General features: G+C 60.4%; 16 protein-coding genes. 11 read left to right on the forward strand and 5 right to left on the reverse strand.

All coding sequences use genetic code 11. The features are described from left to right. Positions 1-13: 13 nt before the first annotated feature. Positions 14-961 (forward strand): 2-hydroxyacid dehydrogenase, encoded by a 948-nt coding sequence (locus tag IB244_RS12615; RefSeq protein WP_169682347.1) that lies wholly within the window; start codon positions 14-16, stop codon positions 959-961. 75 nt (positions 962-1,036) lie between these two features. Here the strand turns inward: IB244_RS12615 and IB244_RS12620 are convergent, their stop codons facing one another. Then, positions 1,037-1,408, reverse strand: a complete 372-nt coding sequence (locus IB244_RS12620) for a hypothetical protein (RefSeq protein ID WP_018856569.1) — start codon at positions 1,406-1,408, stop codon at positions 1,037-1,039. A 292-nt stretch (positions 1,409-1,700) separates the two neighbouring features. Here IB244_RS12620 and IB244_RS12625 point away from each other — a divergent pair, with 292 nt between their 5' ends. Both IB244_RS12625 and IB244_RS12630 read left to right on the forward strand, forming a co-directional pair. After that, on the forward strand, positions 1,701-2,603 hold the full coding sequence (locus IB244_RS12625) for an adenylate/guanylate cyclase domain-containing protein (protein ID WP_113470658.1): 903 nt from the start codon (positions 1,701-1,703) through the stop codon (positions 2,601-2,603). A 122-nt stretch (positions 2,604-2,725) separates the two neighbouring features. Beyond that, on the forward strand, positions 2,726-3,400 hold the full coding sequence (locus tag IB244_RS12630) for a VOC family protein (protein WP_113470631.1): 675 nt from the start codon (positions 2,726-2,728) through the stop codon (positions 3,398-3,400). Positions 3,401-3,445: 45 nt separating this feature from the next. Here IB244_RS12630 and IB244_RS12635 read toward each other — a convergent pair whose 3' ends face one another. Next, complete coding sequence (locus IB244_RS12635) at positions 3,446-4,225, reverse strand: gamma-glutamyl-gamma-aminobutyrate hydrolase family protein (RefSeq protein ID WP_018856572.1); 780 nt, start codon at positions 4,223-4,225, stop codon at positions 3,446-3,448. Between the two features lie 298 nt (positions 4,226-4,523). Between IB244_RS12635 and IB244_RS12640 the strand changes: the two genes are divergently transcribed. After that, positions 4,524-5,633, forward strand: coding sequence for a TRAP transporter substrate-binding protein (locus tag IB244_RS12640; protein WP_018856573.1), 1,110 nt, complete (start codon positions 4,524-4,526; stop codon positions 5,631-5,633). A 59-nt stretch (positions 5,634-5,692) separates the two neighbouring features. Here the strand turns inward: IB244_RS12640 and IB244_RS12645 are convergent, their stop codons facing one another. Next, positions 5,693-7,240: a TRAP transporter large permease subunit gene (locus tag IB244_RS12645; protein WP_018856574.1), complete on the reverse strand. Its 1,548-nt coding sequence runs from the start codon at positions 7,238-7,240 to the stop codon at positions 5,693-5,695. A gap of 20 nt (positions 7,241-7,260) precedes the next feature. Then, entirely contained in the window at positions 7,261-7,800 is a 540-nt protein-coding gene (locus IB244_RS12650; protein WP_018856575.1) for a TRAP transporter small permease subunit, read from the reverse strand. Between the two features lie 331 nt (positions 7,801-8,131). Between IB244_RS12650 and IB244_RS12655 the strand changes: the two genes are divergently transcribed. The 7 genes from IB244_RS12655 (at position 8,132) to IB244_RS12685 (ending at position 15,500) form a co-directional block, all read left to right on the forward strand. Then, positions 8,132-10,435 (forward strand): putative bifunctional diguanylate cyclase/phosphodiesterase, encoded by a 2,304-nt coding sequence (locus IB244_RS12655; RefSeq protein WP_026371718.1) that lies wholly within the window; start codon positions 8,132-8,134, stop codon positions 10,433-10,435. A gap of 162 nt (positions 10,436-10,597) precedes the next feature. After that, positions 10,598-11,350, forward strand: coding sequence for an N-acyl amino acid synthase FeeM domain-containing protein (locus tag IB244_RS12660; RefSeq protein WP_025658921.1), 753 nt, complete (start codon positions 10,598-10,600; stop codon positions 11,348-11,350). Positions 11,351-11,528: 178 nt separating this feature from the next. Then, positions 11,529-11,753 (forward strand): aa3-type cytochrome c oxidase subunit IV, encoded by a 225-nt coding sequence (locus tag IB244_RS12665; RefSeq protein WP_018856578.1) that lies wholly within the window; start codon positions 11,529-11,531, stop codon positions 11,751-11,753. 96 nt (positions 11,754-11,849) lie between these two features. Further along, on the forward strand, positions 11,850-12,995 hold the full coding sequence (locus IB244_RS12670; protein WP_018856579.1) for a Re/Si-specific NAD(P)(+) transhydrogenase subunit alpha: 1,146 nt from the start codon (positions 11,850-11,852) through the stop codon (positions 12,993-12,995). After that, on the forward strand, positions 12,995-13,393 hold the full coding sequence (locus tag IB244_RS12675; RefSeq protein WP_018856580.1) for a proton-translocating transhydrogenase family protein: 399 nt from the start codon (positions 12,995-12,997) through the stop codon (positions 13,391-13,393). Before IB244_RS12670 ends, IB244_RS12675 begins: the two co-directional genes overlap by 1 nt. Positions 13,394-13,400: 7 nt before the next feature. Continuing rightward, the gene (locus IB244_RS12680) at positions 13,401-14,795 is read left to right on the forward strand and encodes an NAD(P)(+) transhydrogenase (Re/Si-specific) subunit beta (protein WP_192304408.1); all 1,395 of its coding nucleotides are present in this window, start codon (positions 13,401-13,403) and stop codon (positions 14,793-14,795) included. Positions 14,796-14,876: 81 nt separating this feature from the next. Next, positions 14,877-15,500, forward strand: coding sequence for a LysE family translocator (locus IB244_RS12685; RefSeq protein WP_018856582.1), 624 nt, complete (start codon positions 14,877-14,879; stop codon positions 15,498-15,500). A gap of 51 nt (positions 15,501-15,551) precedes the next feature. On the opposite strand, the gene IB244_RS12690 is transcribed toward IB244_RS12685, so the two are convergent. Further along, positions 15,552-16,034: a DUF992 domain-containing protein gene (locus tag IB244_RS12690; RefSeq protein ID WP_018856583.1), complete on the reverse strand. Its 483-nt coding sequence runs from the start codon at positions 16,032-16,034 to the stop codon at positions 15,552-15,554. Between the last annotated feature and the right edge of the window lie 31 nt (positions 16,035-16,065).

Below are 16,065 nucleotides of genomic sequence, written 5' to 3' on the forward strand. Positions count from 1 at the left end.
AAGAGGAAGTGCCATGTCCCGCATCGCCGTTCTCGTTCCCGGGAAGATACACGAACGCGTCCTGACGCGCCTGAAGGAGAGCTTCGACGTTGTCGAAGCCAATCCCTCGACGCTTGACGCGGAGGCCGCTGGAAAGATTCGCGGTGTCGCCGTTTCCGGCACATTTGATTCGGCAGCAATCGACAGTCTTCCGAAGGTCGAACTGATCTCCAGCTTCGGTGTCGGCTATGACGGCGTCGATGCCAAGCATGCGGCAACCAAGGGTATCATCGTCACGAACACGCCCGATGTGCTGAACGACGAGGTCGCCGATACGGCGATCGGACTGCTCCTCAACGCGGTGCGAGAGCTTCCTCGTGCCGAGAACTGGCTGCGGGCCGGCAACTGGAAGCCCGGGCAGAACTATCCGCTGTCGCGCTTCTCCCTGAAGGGGCGGCATGTCGGGATCTATGGCCTTGGCCGCATCGGCCAGGAGATCGCCAAGCGCCTGGAACCGTTCAAGGTGAAGATCAGTTATCATACTCGCTCGCGCCATGCCACCGCGCCCTATGGCTACTACCCGTCGCTGAAGGACCTTGCGGAAGCCGTCGACACGCTGATCTCCATCGTCCCGAAGACGCAGCAGACGCACAAGACGATCAATGCCGACATTCTTTCGGCGCTCGGCCCCGACGGCGTGTTCATCAATGTCGGGCGCGGGTGGACTGTTGACGAAGGAGCGCTTGCAGCGGCACTGAAGGCGGGAACGATCGGCGCGGCCGGCCTCGACGTCTTCTACAACGAACCGAACGTGCCGGCTTCGCTGCTCGATCTTCCGAACGCCGTGCTCCTGCCGCACCTCGCCTCAGGCTCGGTGCCGACGCGCAATGCGATGGCGGATCTGGTGGTTGACAATCTCGTTGAGTGGTTCGGGAAGGGCCGGCCGCTGACGCCAGTTCCGGAAACACCAGCGAAGGGCTGATTATCTCAATCTCGGGCCGGGATGAGGCGCGCACGCGGACAGACCGTCGGCCTCACCCCAGTCTACTGTGCCTGGCTACTTGGCGACGTGCCAGACGCCGCCGACGCCATCGCCTGTCATATCGCCGGGCTTCTTGTCTCCGGCGAACGTGTAAAGTGGTTTACCTTCGTATGCCCACATTTCCTTGCCGTCGGCCGCCTTGACGAGTGTCCATTCGCCTTCGGCCTTGGCCTTGGCGGCGGCGTGGAAGGCTGGCCACTTCTTCAGGCAAGCCTCGTCGCAGTTCGATTTGCCCATGGCGTCCTTGTCGAACGTGTAGAGCGTCATGCCTTTGGCGTTTGCCAGGATCTTGCCCATCTTCGTATCGACCATTTTGGCCGGTTCCGCCGCAAACGCCGCAAAGGCGGTTGCAGCCAACAGGCCGGCAGAGACGATCAGCGTTTTCATGGTTACCTCCTGTTCAGGAGTGCCAGCGGGATGCTGGTAGCGCCCGATGTGAGCAAGAAACGTTCCTGCGACTTGGCGGTTCCATGGTCTCGCTGACAGCGGTGCGCATTCGGATTTGTTTTACTCGATCGCACGCAACGCGCATCTTTCTGCTGGAAGCGCCCAGGGCATTGTTCGCGTATGCGTTGAAAAGTGTGGTCAGCTATTGCAGAACTTTCGAATGGGGAAATCTCCCTATCAGATGGCTGCTGCTGCAAACTGTCTTGCCAAACCCAGGGTGGATCGCAATCCGATGAATGAAATGCGACGCAAGCTGACGACCATCTTCTCGGCCGATGTCCAGGACTATACGCGGCTGATGGGCGCCGACGAGGAGGGTACCCTTGCCATGCTGAAGTGGTCGCGCGATGCGATGTCGCGGCTGATCGGCGCGCATGGCGGTCGGGTGATCAATACCTGGGGCGACGGCCTAATCGCGGAATTTCCGAGCGTCGTCGAAGCGGTGCGCGCTGCCATCGATGTCCAGAACGAACTCGTCGGAATAAACGCCGCCCGGCCGGCGGAAGGACGCATGCTCTATCGGATCGGCATCAATCTCGGCGATGTCATCGCCGAGGGTGACGACCTCTACGGCGACGGCGTCAATATCGCCGCCAGGCTTCAGGCTTCCGCAGCAGCGGGCGGCATCGTGATCTCCAACACAGTCTACGACCAGGTCCGCAACAAGGTCGCCGTCGGCTTCGATTTTCTCGGGCCACTGACGGTGAAGAACGTTAGCGAGGCCGTGCCGAGCTATGCTGTGCGGATCGGAGACGACGTGTCCACGACGCCCGCACCACCCGCTCGCCCGTTGCCGGCGGCTGCGGCGCCTGCGCCGGGGCGCCCCCTTGCACCGAGGGTGCGGAAGATTGGCGGGGTGTTCGCGGTTGTCGCGATCGCGTTGGTCGTGATCAATCTTTTGACGTGGCAGGGCGAGTTCTGGGCCGTCTGGCCGCTCCTCGGCCTTGCCTTCGTCGCTGCGATGGCCTGGAACCGGAATCAGAGCCGCTTCGACCAGCGTCTTGCCGGCTTGGCCGTTATCGGCATTAGTATCGTTATCATCAACTTGCTGACATGGCACGGGGTGTTCTGGGCGATGTGGCCGCTGCTGGGCCTGGCGGTCGCCGTCGGCCTGCGGTGGGCGATGCGAAGGTAAACGCAGGAGCTCCTATCCGCCGTGCTCGGATGGGACAAATTGATTCGACTGCCTGCGGTCGCTGTGATCCACTCGCCAAGTTTTATTGCCAATCTCGAAGTATCCAAACCAGGGAGCTGAACATGGGCAATACCTCTGGGCACAGCGAGACTGCGGCCAGGACCCCGGCAATGCGGACGGCCGCCATGAAGCTCGAGGTCATCGTCATCCCGGTCTCGGACGTCGACCGTGCCAAGCAGTTTTACAGCAATCTCGGTTGGCGGCTGGATGCCGATTTCGTCACGGGCGACGATTTCAGGGTCATTCAATTCACGCCTCCGGGCTCGCCCTGCTCCGTCATCTTCGGCAAGAACGTGACGGCGGCCGTGCCCGGCACGGCGCAGGGCCTCCATCTGATCGTTTCCGATGTCGAAGCCGCTCGTGCCGAGCTCGCCGAACGCGGCGTCGCGCTGAGTGATGTCTTCCACGATGCCGGTGGCGTCTTCCATCATGCCGGCGAAAATGCACGCGTGAGAGGTCCGCATCCCCAGCGCAAGAGCTACGGCTCGTTTGCTTCATTCAGCGATCCGGATGGAAACGGCTGGCTGTTTCAGGAGATCACGACCCGACTGCCTGGGCGCATAGATGCTGATGAAACGATGTATTCGTCTGCCAGCGATCTCGCCGCGGCCTTGCGCCGTGCGGAAGCCGCTCATGGAGAACATGAGAAGCGCATCGGCAAGCGCGATGAAGACTGGCCGACCTGGTATGCGGAATACATGGTTCGCGAACAGGCGGGCAAGCCGCTGTCATCGTAGGTTTTCACCGTGCAGCCATAAAGGGCCGCGCAACTGGCAGGCCAATCAGGCGGGGGTTTTTTCCGCCGCCTTGGCGAGCTTGCCTGCCGCGTAATCCCTGACCGCATCGCCGAAAGCAGAGAAGATCTGGTTGGACGGCTTGTCGGTCTCGGCCCAGTACTCCGGGTGCCACTGGACGCCGACCGCAAAGGCCGGGGCATCGATCACGGACACGGCCTCGATCGTGCCGTCCTCGGCGACGGCCTCGACCTGCAGGCGCGGCGCGGTCTTGGCGATCGCCTGGCGATGCAGTGAGTTCACCCTGATCTCGCCGGGGCCGACGATACCTGCGATGCAGGAGCCTTCCTTGACGAAGACGCTTTGGCGGATCGCGTACTTGCCGTCACGGTCTACCTCGGCCGGGGTGCGATGATCCCATATGCCTGGCTGGTCCTGGATTTCGCTGGCAAGCGTGCCGCCCATTGCGACGTTGAGTTCCTGAATGCCGCGGCAGATTGCGAGCAAGGGAATGGCGCGGTCGATGGCACGGCGGATCAACGGCAGAGCGGTGGCGTCACGGGCGATATCGAAGGGGCCGTCGGCATCGGTCGCCGTTGCCCCATAGTAAGACGGGTGGACGTTGCTGGCCGAACCGGAGACGAGAACGCCATCGACGCGGTCCAGAATCGCGTCGGTTCCGTATCCTTCCTCGAAGGCCGGAATGATGAAGGCCATGACACCGGCGGCATTGAGTGCCGCGCGCACATACTGATGCTGGACGGCGTGCCATGTGGCACCGTCGAAGGTGCGGATATCGGCAGGAACGGCGACGATCGGCTTCGTCATTTTAACCCCGGTCGGAAGATGGAATTGGTGTATTGAGAGAGCCGAGAACGGCCCGGAAGTCAACGTCTCGGCGCAATCGCGGGCGGAATTACGGCAGTCGTGGCCGCCGGCTCCGGCAAATTACCGCTAACCTGCTGATTCTCATGGAAATGCACTTCGCCGCCATATTGCCGTTGTGATGCCAAAGACTAATGGCACAGTGCTTGAAACACGGTCGCCACCGTGCTTAGCTTCCCGCCATTGCTGCGGGTAGAGACGAGGGTTCGCCTCGCAGTGCCATCTATACGGGAGGTTTTTGATGGATCGTCGTTCATTCATGAAGAAGGCAGGAACCGCCGGCGCCGGCGCCGTTGCTGCTGCGGGTGCACTGGCAGCACCCGCCATTGCACAAGAGAACCCTAAAATTTCGTGGCGCATGACGTCGTCGTTCCCGAAGAGCCTCGATACGATCTATGGCGCTGCGGATGACATTGCCAAGCACCTTGCCGCGGCAACCGACGGCAACTTCACCATTCAGCCTTTTGCGGCCGGCGAAATCATTCCGGGCCTGCAGGCCGCCGATGCCGTCAGCGCCGGCACGGTCGAGGCCGCGCACACGTGCTCCTATTACTTTGTTGGCAAGGATCCGACTTACGCGATCGGCACTGCCATTCCATTCGGTCTGAACGGACGCCTGACCAATGCCTGGTTCTACGAAGGCAACGGCAACACGCTGATGAATGAGTTTTACGCCACGCAGGGCATCTATGGCCTGCCGGCCGGCAACACGGGCGCCCAGATGGGCGGCTGGTTCCGGAAGGAGATCAATACGCTTGACGACTTGAAGGGCGTCAAGATGCGTATTGCCGGTCTTGCCGGCCAGGTCATCAGCAAGGTTGGCGTCATTCCGCAGCAGATCGCCGGCGGCGATATTTATCCGGCCCTTGAAAAGGGCACGATCGACGCTTCAGAATTCGTCGGTCCCTATGACGACCTGAAGCTCGGCCTGCACAAGGTCGCGAAGTACTACTATTACCCCGGCTGGTGGGAAGGCGGCCCGACGGTCCACGCCTTCTTCAACCTCGAAAAGTGGAACAGCCTGCCTAAGCACTATCAGGCGGCACTGACCGATGCCTGCGCCTTTGCCAACACAAACATGATGGCAAAGTACGATGTGAAGAACCCCACGGCACTCAAGCAGTTGGTGGCGGAGGGCGCCACGCTTCGTCCCTTCAGCCAGGAAATCATGGAAGCCTGCTTCCAGGCTGCCCTCGGGATCTACGCCGAGATTTCGGCCTCGAACCCGTATTTCAAGAAGATCTACGAGGATCAGACCGCGTTCAAGCGCGATGCGTATCTCTGGGCGCAGCTGTCGGAGTACACCTTCGACACGTTCATGATGATCCAGCAGCGCGCCGGCAAGATTTGACCGACAGTCCAGTTCGGACAAAGAAAAAGCCCCGGATTTTGGTCCGGGGCTTTTTGTTGTCAGTTTATCTTCGGGGGCTGGCTGAGGTCCGTTGCAGGCGGCGCGGGCGTTGCGGGTGCCGGCGCGGGCGGCTGGCCGGGCAGGCCGTTCATCGGCGGCAAGCTCAGTCCGGGCATTTGCGGTGGGCCGCCGCCCGGGGCTCCCAGCGGGGGCAGCGACAAGCCGTTGCCGCCGAAGCCCGGCACTTCGATCTTGATCGAGTTCGGATCGACTTTCGGTCCCTTGTCCAGCCAATACGTTACCGATTGTGGCCAGAAGATCACGATCGCGACGAGGACCAGCTGCATGCAGACCCAGGGCAGGGCGCCCATGTAGATGTCCGACGTCTTGACGCTGCGATCGGCAATGGAGCGCAGGTAGAAAAGCGCGAAGCCGAAGGGCGGGTGCATGAAGCTCGTCTGCATGTTGACGCAGATCAGCACGCCGAACCAGATCAGGTCGATGCCGAGGGCTGAGGCGACCGGCGCCAGCATCGGAATGACGATGAAGGCGATCTCGAAGAAATCGAGGAAGAAGGCCAGCACGAAGATGAAGATGTTGACGAAGATCAGGAAGCCGACCGGGCCGCCGGGGATGCCCGACAGCATGTGTTCGATCCAGCGCGAGCCGTCCATGCCTTGGAAGACCAGGCTGAAACAGGTCGAGCCGATCAGGATCATCACCACCATCGAGGTGATGTGCATGGTGGAGCGCATGGCCTCCTGCATCAGCGGCCAGGTGAGGCGGCGGTGCATGGCGGCAAGCACCATTGCGCCGACAACACCGAGCGCACCGGCTTCGGTGGGGGTTGCGAGCCCCATGAAGATCGTGCCGAGAACCAGGAAGATCAGCACGATCGACGGGATCATCCCGGACAATACCCGCAGGAGCAGCGCCCAGTTGAAGTCGCCCCGCACTTCTTTCGGCAGCGGCGGCATAGAGGCCGGCTTCAGGATCGACAGGATCAGGATATAGCCCATGAAGATCGCGACCTGCAGGATCGAGGGGCCGATGGCGCCGAGATACATGTCGCCGACCGATTTGCCGAGCTGGTCGGCAAGGACGACCAGCACCAGGGACGGCGGAATGACCTGGGTAATGGTGCCGGAGGCGGCAATGACGCCGGTGGCCAGCCTCGGGCTGTAGCCGTAACGCAGCATGATCGGCAGCGAGATTACGCCCATGGTGATGACGGATGCCGCAACGGTGCCGGTGATGGCGCCAAGCACGGCGCCGACGAGGATTACCGCGTAGGCAAGGCCGCCGGGAACGCGGCCGAACAGCTTGCCTGTTCCCTCGAGCAGATCTTCAGCCAGTCCGCAGCGCTCCAGTATGGCGCCCATGAAGGTGAAGAAGGGGATGGCGAGCAGCAGGTCGTTGGAAACGATCCCGAAGAAGCGCAGCGGCAGGGCCTGCAGGAAGGCCTCGGTGAAATGTCCCGTGGCGATGCCGATGATGCCGAAGAACAGGCCGACGGCAGCCAGCGAAAAGGCGACCGGAAAGCCGTAGAGCATGAATAGAACCATGCCCACGAACATCGCCGGCGGAATAATGCCGAAATCAAACAATGGTGTTCCTCCGGTCCGGCTTACTGCAGCGGTTTTTCGTATTTCGTATCGATCAGGATGTAGCCGGTCAGGGCGGCGATCCGCTTGATCAACTCGGAGATCCCCTGAAGCGACAGCAGCCCGAAGCCGAGAACGAGGATGAACTTGACCGGCCAGCGGATCAGGCCGCCGGCATTGGCAGAGATCTCATGCTGTTGGTAAGAGGACAGGAAAAAGGGCCAGCAGAGCCAGGTCAGGAAGATGCAGGCCGGGATCAGGAAGACGATGAGGCCGATGATATCGATCCAGATCCTCGCTTTGTCGGAAACGGAGCCGTAGATGAGGTCGACGCGTACATGTTCGTTCATACGCAGCGTGTGTGCTGCACCGAGCACAACGATGAAGGCGAAGAGATACCATTGGATCTCGAGCCAGCCGTTGGAGCTATAGTTGAACGAGTAACGGATGAGTGCATTGGCGGCGCTGATCAGGCAGCAGAGCAGCACCATGTATTCGGACAGTTTGCCCATGAATTGGCTGACCGCATCGATCAGCCGGCTGACCGTCAGCAAAGCCGGCATGCCTTTCCCCCTTTTTATCGTGCCTGTTTCGACACGTTCTCCTCTCTGGATTGGTAGACTAGGGTGTTTCAAATTGGAAGATTAAAGGGGGCGTGTTGGAATATAGTCTTATGCGAAGCGCACGCCGCAGGCACTGCCGACGACTCCCTGGCACTGCCGACAATCGAGCATGGCAGGCCCGGAATCAAAGATCTCCTTGTAGCTGCGTAAACCTTTATGAAACCAGGATTTTCGCGTTATGGTTTTAAAAAATTCAACCAAATCTATGGTTTGGACGAAATCAATTTTTAAAGGGTTCGCAGTAAGGTCTCGCCGCACAGGAAAAGCATGGATGAAGCCACATAACCCGGGCAGGGTTCCAACGGATGTGTATCTGTCGTTTGTGAGTTCCCTTTCTGGGAACCGCATGACGTTGCTCGTCGGTGTTATCGTTCACGCGGCGACTTGCCTCGCAATCGCCGCCAAGACGCAGTCTTTCCTGTATCTCATCCTCGCCGCTGCCTTCGTCCTTGTGTTCGGCGGACGCATGGCGATCTTCTGGCAGTTCGATCGCGTCGACAAAGAAAGACTCTCGTACGCCGGAATCCAGCATTGGGAGCGAATTCTCGTGGCCGGCGCTGCCGGCACCACGACACTCCTGGGCATTGCCAGCGGTTATGCCATATTCTTCTTGGGCGATGGTTTTGCGGAGCTCGCCTGCATTGCCGTGACCATGGCCACCATGGTTTCCGTCGTCGGCCGCAACTACGGTTCGCGCATGGCGATCGACCTGCAGACCTTCTCTTGTTGCCTGCCGATGATCATCTGCAGCCTGATGGCGCTGGACTTCTATCGTGGAATCCTGTCGATTTTTCTCATCCCATTCTGGCTGACGACACGGGCGATGGCCAACGGGGTGCGCGAGTTTCTCTACGAGAATGTCATTGCGCGCCGGGAAATCACCGTGATCGCCGACCGTTTCGATACAGCGCTCAATAACATGCCGCATGGCCTCGTCATGGTCGATCCCGAAAACCGTATCCAGGTGATCAACCGCAAGGCCTGCGAACTTCTGAAGATCGGCGACCCCGAGCGCTTGAAGGAGCGCGACCTCAGCGCGGTCCTGCGTTACGGCGCCCGCTACAGCTTTATGGATTCCACGCAGCCGGAGCTCATCCTCCGCCAGATGACCCAGGTCGCCGATGGCAAGCTGTCACGCATGCTCATCCATTTTCCCGAGGATCTGTCGCTTGAATTCTCCGCAAGCCGCCGGCCTGATGGCGGCGCGGTGCTGATCTTCGAAGACGTGTCCAGCCGCGTGAAGGCAGAGCAGAAGATCTTGCACATGGTTCGATTCGATGCTCTGACCGGGTTGCCGAACCGCGAGTATTTCAGCCATCTCGTGCAGGACTATCTGAACAAGCACCCGAAAAAACGCGGGCCTGTTGCGTTCATGGTGCTTGATATCGACGAGTTCAAACACGTCAACGACATGCGCGGCCATATCACCGGCGACCATCTTCTCTGCGCTATCGCCAACCGCATCGAGGAGCAGGCGCGCAAGGCCATCGTCGGCCGTCTGATGGGTGACCAGTTCATCCTGTTCTTCCCGCATGCGAAGGATATGGAAGCGCTGGACGCAGAAGTTCGTCGTTTGCATGCTGCCATCCAAGGCAACTACGAAGCCGATGACGTGACCTTCTTGGTTTCGCTGAGCGGTGGCTTTGCGCTTCTTGAAAGCGATGCCTTCGCGATGGAAGAGTGGAGCATCAAAGCCGACCTGGCATTGTTCGAAAGCAAGTCGAAACAGCGCGGCGGTATTGCAAGCTTCGAGCGCGAGATGGATGGCCGCTACATCGAGCAGCAGAAGCTCAAGGCCGATCTGCGCGAAGCGGTCGGGATGCAGGGGCTCAGCATTGCCTACCAGCCGATGTTCAAGGCCGACGGCTCGCGTATTGAATGCGCCGAAGCGCTTGCTCGCTGGGTGCATCCGGAAAAGGGTGCCATTCCGCCCGACGTGTTCATCCGCCTAGCGGAAGAGATGGGCATCATCTCGGACATCACACGCTTCATCCTGATGAAGGCCTGCGCAGATTGTATGACTTGGCCCGAGCATATCGCGGTCTCGGTGAACCTTTCCGCCAGAGATCTGCGGGATGCAGACATTCTTTCCGCGGTTTCCGAAGCACTGAGCGCCTCGGGTCTGGGGCCCGAGCGACTGCATCTCGAAATCACCGAGAGTTGCTTGATCGACGAGCCGGCCGCTGTGCGCGCCATCCTGGCGGACCTGCGGGCGCGCGGCATCACGATCGCCATCGATGATTTCGGCACGGGTTTCTCGAGCCTCAGTTACCTCGACACGCTTCCGCTTGATATCGTCAAGATCGACCGGTCCTTCCTGCGAAACATCGTCGAGGACGACCGCCGCCTCAAACTGCTGCGCGGTACCGTCAATCTGGCGCGTGAACTTGGCCTCAAGATCGTCACCGAAGGTGTAGAGACGACCGAGCAGTTGGCCCTTCTCAACAAGTATCGTGCGACCGATCTCGTGCAGGGCTATGTTTTCTCGCCGGCCGTTCCGGCGCAAAATATCGCGATCCTTTCGCAGAGCCTTGCGGGCGGCCCCACCCCGCGCCGCCGCCCTAAGGTAGCCTGAATCTCAAATTTTCAGCTTGTGGAAGCGGCCCATGCCGCTCCGTTCCCTGGCGAACGCCGTTAACCTTAACAATTCAAATATAACGCAAATTATCGTTGGTTCCTTGCCGTCGGCTGTTTTTTCGGATGATTAATGAATTATTAACCGATCAGCCGAGGAACCATGGTGGATACTCCTGTAACAACGAGCGATTTCAGTAATAAGCTTCTTGGAATTCTAGATCATATTGAATACCGCCGCATGGAAAGCAGCGAGGACATGATCGAGGTGGAGCGCCTGCGCTACAAGGCTTACAAGGCCCATGACGTGCTGGCACTGGCTCCGAAGGGACTGTTGGACGCGACCGATTTCGACAGTCACGCGCATGTCTTCGGTATTTATTATTACGGCGAGTTGGTCAGCACGATACGGCTCCATTATGTTACACCTGAGCATCGCGTCAGCCAGTCCGCGGGTGCCTTTCCGTGGGCGATGGACGCGCTGCTCGATGCCGGGCTGACACTGATCGATCCGGCGCGGTTTGCCGCCGATCCTGATCTGACGGCCGATCTGCCTTGGATTCCCTATCTGACGTTGAGACCCAGTATCGTCGCGGCCGCATACTTCCGCGCGGACCGCGTCCTTCAGTTCTGCCGGCCTCCGCATGCCGCATTCTACAAGCGGGTCTTCTATGCCGATACGATCGTGCCCGGTCAGCTGGCAAAGAACTACGGAATCGACATGACGTTGATGGCAACGAACGTGATTGAAGTGGGGCGCAAGCTGCTGACGCGCTATCCGTTCTTTATCTCCAGCGCCAGCGAACAGCGCATGATGTTCTCGCGCATTCCGGAGGACACGCTGCCGCCCCTCACGATCATCCCCACAGCTCGCTTCGTGCCGAACGGTCAGCTTGGGACGGATCTCCCCCTCTGATCTGCGATGCATCGCGAAATGGAGAGTGTCGCACTAACTGCGGCATTCTCCTGCATTGCGCTTTTCCCAGGCTTTGTGTAATGCCTGACAAGGGAATTTCCAGGCGCAAGCCTTGGGAAATAATGGCATTCGTGGCCGCGTCTCAAACCGGCCAGGCATTTTGAGGGAGACGATATTCATGGCTGAGCATCACACCGGACCTGCAGAAGTCGGCGCGCCGATGGACTATAAGGAACACGAGCAGACCTACCTCATGTTCCTTGCCGCTGCTAAGTACGGCACGCTGTTTCTCGTCGCTCTCCTGCTTGGCATGACGGCTGGCTTCTTCACCGGTGCTGGCTTCCTCGGCGGCCTCGTTGTCCTGCTAATCGTCTTCATCGCCGGCCTCGTTCTGCTGCGTTAAGCGCGGCGCGGGGAGGGCGCTTTTCCAAGCTTTGACTGAATGTTCGGGCTGAGCAGGGGGACCTGCGGCAGGCTGGCTGACCCGGAGGAGGGGCGGTTGGGCAATATTGTTTTTGTGGCGAAGGAAACCACGGGGGATGAGACGCGCGTCGCTGCGTCCGTCGAGACCGTAAAGAAGATGATTGGGCTCGGTCTCGACGTCGTCGTCGAGTCCGGAGCGGGCACCAAGTCGAAAGTTCCGGATGCGGAATTCGAAGCGGTCGGCGCGCGGATTGGCTCGATCGGTGCGGCGGCGACCGCGGATGTGGTATTGAAGGTCCGTCGTCCGACGGACGAGGAGATCGGCGGCTACAAGGGGGGCGCGGTCGTCATCGCGGTCATGGATCCCTACGGCAATGACGAAGCGATCGCCGCCATGGCCAAGGCCGGGCTCTCCAGTTTCGCTATGGAGTTGATGCCGCGCATCACCCGAGCGCAGTCCATGGACGTTCTTTCCTCGCAGGCAAACCTCGCAGGCTATCAGGCGGTCATCGAAGCGGCTGCGGTTTATGACCGTGCCATGCCGATGATGATGACGGCGGCCGGCACCGTTCCCGCGGCCAAGGTCTTTGTCATGGGCGCTGGTGTTGCCGGCTTGCAGGCTATCGCCACGGCGCGCCGTCTCGGCGCCGCGGTGTCGGCGACCGACGTTCGCCCCGCGGCCAAGGAGCAGGTTGCCTCTCTGGGCGCCAAGTTCATCGCCGTCGAAGACGAAGAGTTCAAGGCGGCCGAAACGGCCGGCGGCTATGCCAAGGAAATGTCCAAGGAATACCAGGCGAAGCAGGCCGCCCTTGTGGCCGATCATATCGCCAAGCAGGACATCGTCATCACCACGGCCCTGATCCCGGGGCGTCCGGCTCCGAAGCTGGTCTCGCGTGAGATGCTGAAATCGATGAAGCCGGGTGCGGTTGCGGTCGACCTTGCCGTCGAGCGCGGCGGCAATATCGAAGGCGTCAAGCCGAACAAGGTCGCCGACGTCGACGGCGTGCGCGTCATCGGCTTTTCGAATATGGCCGGCAGGATCGCTGCCAGCGCCTCCCAGCTCTACGCCAAGAACCTCGTCACCTTCCTTGAGACCATGGTCAACAAGGAAACGAAGTCGGTCACGCTCAATCTCGAGGACGAACTGATCAAGGCGACGATGCTGACACATGCAGGCAATGTCGTGCACCCGGCGTTCGGCGCAAAGAAGGGGGATAACTGATGGCCAGTGAAGCAATGGACAAGGCGCTGGAGCAGTTGAACCAGGCCGTGAATGCCGTGGCGGCCGCGGCCGCCCATGCTCCAGAGGCGGCAAGTGCTGCAACCGGCGGTGCGATCGATCCCTTCGTGTTTCAGTTCGCGATCTTTGTGCTGGCGATCTTCGTCGGCTATTACGTCGTCTGGTCGGTGACGCCGGCGCTGCATACGCCGCTGATGGCGGTGACCAATGCGATCTCGTCAGTAATCGTTGTCGGTGCGCTTTTGGCGGTCGGCATTTCGACCAGCGGGCTTGCGACCGGCTTTGGCTTCATCGCCCTGGTCCTCGTCTCCGTGAACATCTTTGGCGGCTTCCTTGTCACCCAGCGCATGCTGGCGATGTACAAGAAGAAGGACAAGTGAGGACCGCATGAACAGTATCGCAGCCTTTCTCTATCTTGTTTCCGGCGTGCTTTTCATCCTGGCATTGCGCGGTCTTTCCCATCCGGCCACCAGCCGCAAGGGCAATCTTTACGGCATGACCGGCATGGGGATCGCGATCCTCACCACGTTGACGCTGGCGACACCCTCGTTCGGCGGGCTGGTGCTGATCGTCTTAGGTCTCGCCATCGGTGGCGGCGCGGGCGCCTATATCGCCCGCGTGATCCCGATGACCTCGATGCCGCAGCTGGTTGCAGGGTTCCACTCGCTGGTCGGCCTTGCCGCCGTGCTTGTGGCGGCCTCGGCGCTCTATACGCCGTCATCCTTCGGCATCGGCAATATCGGCGGCATTCACACCGAGGCGCGGATCGAAATGGCGCTCGGCGTTGCGATCGGCGCGCTGACCTTCACCGGCTCGATCATCGCTTTCCTGAAGCTCGACGGGCGCATGTCCGGCAAGCCGATCCTGCTGCCCTTCCGTCACCTGATCAACATCGCCCTGCTGGTGTTGATCGTGCTCTTCATCATCGGCCTCGCCGCAACGGAAAGTCATTTCGATTTCTGGGCGGTCGTCGCGCTGTCACTGACACTCGGCGTACTGCTGATCGTGCCCATCGGCGGCGCCGACATGCCTGTCGTCGTGTCGATGCTCAATTCCTATTCGGGATGGGCGGCCGCCGGCATCGGCTTCACGCTTGGCAATCTGGCGCTGATCATCACCGGCGCGCTGGTCGGTTCGTCCGGTGCGATCCTCTCCTACATCATGTGCAAGGGCATGAACCGCTCCTTCGTTTCCGTCATCCTCGGCGGCTTCGGCGGCGAGACGGTCGCGGGCGGCGCGGATAATTCCGACAAGACGGTCAAGCTCGGTTCGGCCGAGGATGCCGCCTACCTGATGGCAAATGCCTCGAAGGTCATCATCGTGCCGGGTTACGGCATGGCGGTGGCGCAGGCGCAGCATGCGCTGCGCGAAATGGCCGACAATCTCAAGAAGAACGGCGTCGAGGTGAAATACGCGATCCATCCGGTCGCGGGCCGTATGCCGGGTCACATGAACGTGCTGCTTGCTGAAGCGAACGTGCCCTATGACGAGGTCTTCGAGCTTGAGGACATCAACTCGGAGTTCGCGCAGGCTGACGTCGCCTATGTCATCGGCGCCAACGACGTCACCAATCCGGCGGCGCGCGATGACAAGACCTCGCCGATCTACGGGATGCCGATCCTCGATGTCGACAAGGCCAAGACCTGCCTCTTCGTCAAGCGCTCGCTCGGCTCCGGTTACGCCGGTATCGACAATACGCTGTTCTACAAGGACGGTACGATGATGCTGCTCGGAGATGCGAAGAAGGTCACCGAAGAAATCAACAAGGCGATCGGCCACTGAAGCGTCGCCAGCATGCTTGATCTCGATTAAACTACAAGGGCGCGGACTTGGACCGCGCCCATTGTTTTGCACGGTGATGTCATGTCCCTCGAAACGCTGCTCCTCTACGTTCCCGCCTGTTTTGCGCTGAACATGGCGTTTGGTCCGAACAACCTGCTCTCGGTGACGATCGGTGCGCGCGCAGGAATGGGCATGGCAATTGCAGCCTCCGCCGGGCGCATCGTCGCCTTTGCGATCATGATCGCCATCACGGCCTTCGGTCTCGGCGCCCTCCTGATGGCTTCAGGCGTGGCCTTCTCGATCGTGAAGTGGCTGGGTGTCGCTTATCTGCTCTGGATTGGTTTCAAGCTGTTCCGCGCGAAGGTGGATGTGTCGGAACTGGCGGCTGCCCATCACCCTTCAACGTTCAGGGCGTATGTGCGGCAGGAGTTTCTTGTTGCGTCGAGCAACCCCAAGGCGATCCTGATCTTCACGGCTTTCTTGCCGCAGTTCGTCGAACGCAATGCCTACTGGCAGAGTTTCTTCACGCTCGGAGCAATCTTCCTGGTCTTGGAGGTCGGGGCGATCAGCATTTATGCCTTCGTCGGCTCGCGACTGCGTGGCGTCATGCGCAATGCCTGGGCGGTTCGCCTTGTCAATCGGATCAGCGGCTCGATGATGATGTTGTTCGGCGGCGCTCTTGCGCTGACGCATCGTTCCGCTTGACACGGAAAGGAGAGAGGCGGGTGCCTCTCTCCTCTTCGGCGCGACCTGAGATCAGGTGGCGGCCGGCGCCAGCGTCAGTTTCTCCACGCCGAGCGCGAGATTCAGGCCTTCCTGAGCCTGAACGTTCAACGGCTGGAGCATGAAGGATTGGTTGGTGCCGCCGGCAATGACCTTGGCACCAGCGCCGGCGCCGAAGCTTGCATCGACCCCTACGCCGTAATACTCACCGGCCAGCGCGTAATCGGGAATGTCGGTTCCGGTCTTGGCCAGAACCTGCCAGATCATCACAGTCTTGCCGGTCTGGCCGACATCCAATCCGAATTTCTGGATCGTTCCGGCATAGACGACCTTCGGGCCACCCTCCGCCGGCGTAAAGGTGCAGAGCAGGTTCTTCTGCGAGGTGACGATCAGTCCCTGACCACCCTGCGATCCGCAGACGAGCTGGCCGAGGGTGATGTAGTTTGCGGCACTTGCCGGGTTTGCGATGGCGGCTACTGCGGCAGCCGCCGCGGCAATCATCGTTTCCCTGAACATGGACTTCTCCTTTCGAGTAGCCTGTCGGAAA

This window comes from Rhizobium sp. RHZ02 (assembly GCF_014851575.1).
GTDB classification, from domain to species: Bacteria; Pseudomonadota; Alphaproteobacteria; order Rhizobiales; family Rhizobiaceae; genus Rhizobium; species Rhizobium altiplani.

Bases quoted from the DNA above. Each gene is read 5' to 3' on its own strand.
- IB244_RS12615 (WP_169682347.1), top strand. From the start codon at position 14: ATGTCCCGCATCGCCGTTCTCGTTCCCGGGAAGATACACGAACGCGTC.
- IB244_RS12680 (WP_192304408.1), top strand. From the start codon at position 13,401: ATGAACAGTATCGCAGCCTTTCTCTATCTTGTTTCCGGCGTGCTTTTC.
- IB244_RS12635 (WP_018856572.1), bottom strand. From the start codon at position 4,225: ATGACGAAGCCGATCGTCGCCGTTCCTGCCGATATCCGCACCTTCGAC.
- IB244_RS12620 (WP_018856569.1), bottom strand. From the start codon at position 1,408: ATGAAAACGCTGATCGTCTCTGCCGGCCTGTTGGCTGCAACCGCCTTT.
- IB244_RS12630 (WP_113470631.1), top strand. From the start codon at position 2,726: ATGGGCAATACCTCTGGGCACAGCGAGACTGCGGCCAGGACCCCGGCA.
- IB244_RS12660 (WP_025658921.1), top strand. From the start codon at position 10,598: ATGGTGGATACTCCTGTAACAACGAGCGATTTCAGTAATAAGCTTCTT.
- IB244_RS12655 (WP_026371718.1), top strand. From the start codon at position 8,132: ATGAAGCCACATAACCCGGGCAGGGTTCCAACGGATGTGTATCTGTCG.
- IB244_RS12640 (WP_018856573.1), top strand. From the start codon at position 4,524: ATGGATCGTCGTTCATTCATGAAGAAGGCAGGAACCGCCGGCGCCGGC.
- IB244_RS12685 (WP_018856582.1), top strand. From the start codon at position 14,877: ATGTCCCTCGAAACGCTGCTCCTCTACGTTCCCGCCTGTTTTGCGCTG.
- IB244_RS12625 (WP_113470658.1), top strand. From the start codon at position 1,701: ATGAATGAAATGCGACGCAAGCTGACGACCATCTTCTCGGCCGATGTC.
- IB244_RS12675 (WP_018856580.1), top strand. From the start codon at position 12,995: ATGGCCAGTGAAGCAATGGACAAGGCGCTGGAGCAGTTGAACCAGGCC.
- IB244_RS12665 (WP_018856578.1), top strand. From the start codon at position 11,529: ATGGCTGAGCATCACACCGGACCTGCAGAAGTCGGCGCGCCGATGGAC.
- IB244_RS12690 (WP_018856583.1), bottom strand. From the start codon at position 16,034: ATGTTCAGGGAAACGATGATTGCCGCGGCGGCTGCCGCAGTAGCCGCC.
- IB244_RS12650 (WP_018856575.1), bottom strand. From the start codon at position 7,800: ATGCCGGCTTTGCTGACGGTCAGCCGGCTGATCGATGCGGTCAGCCAA.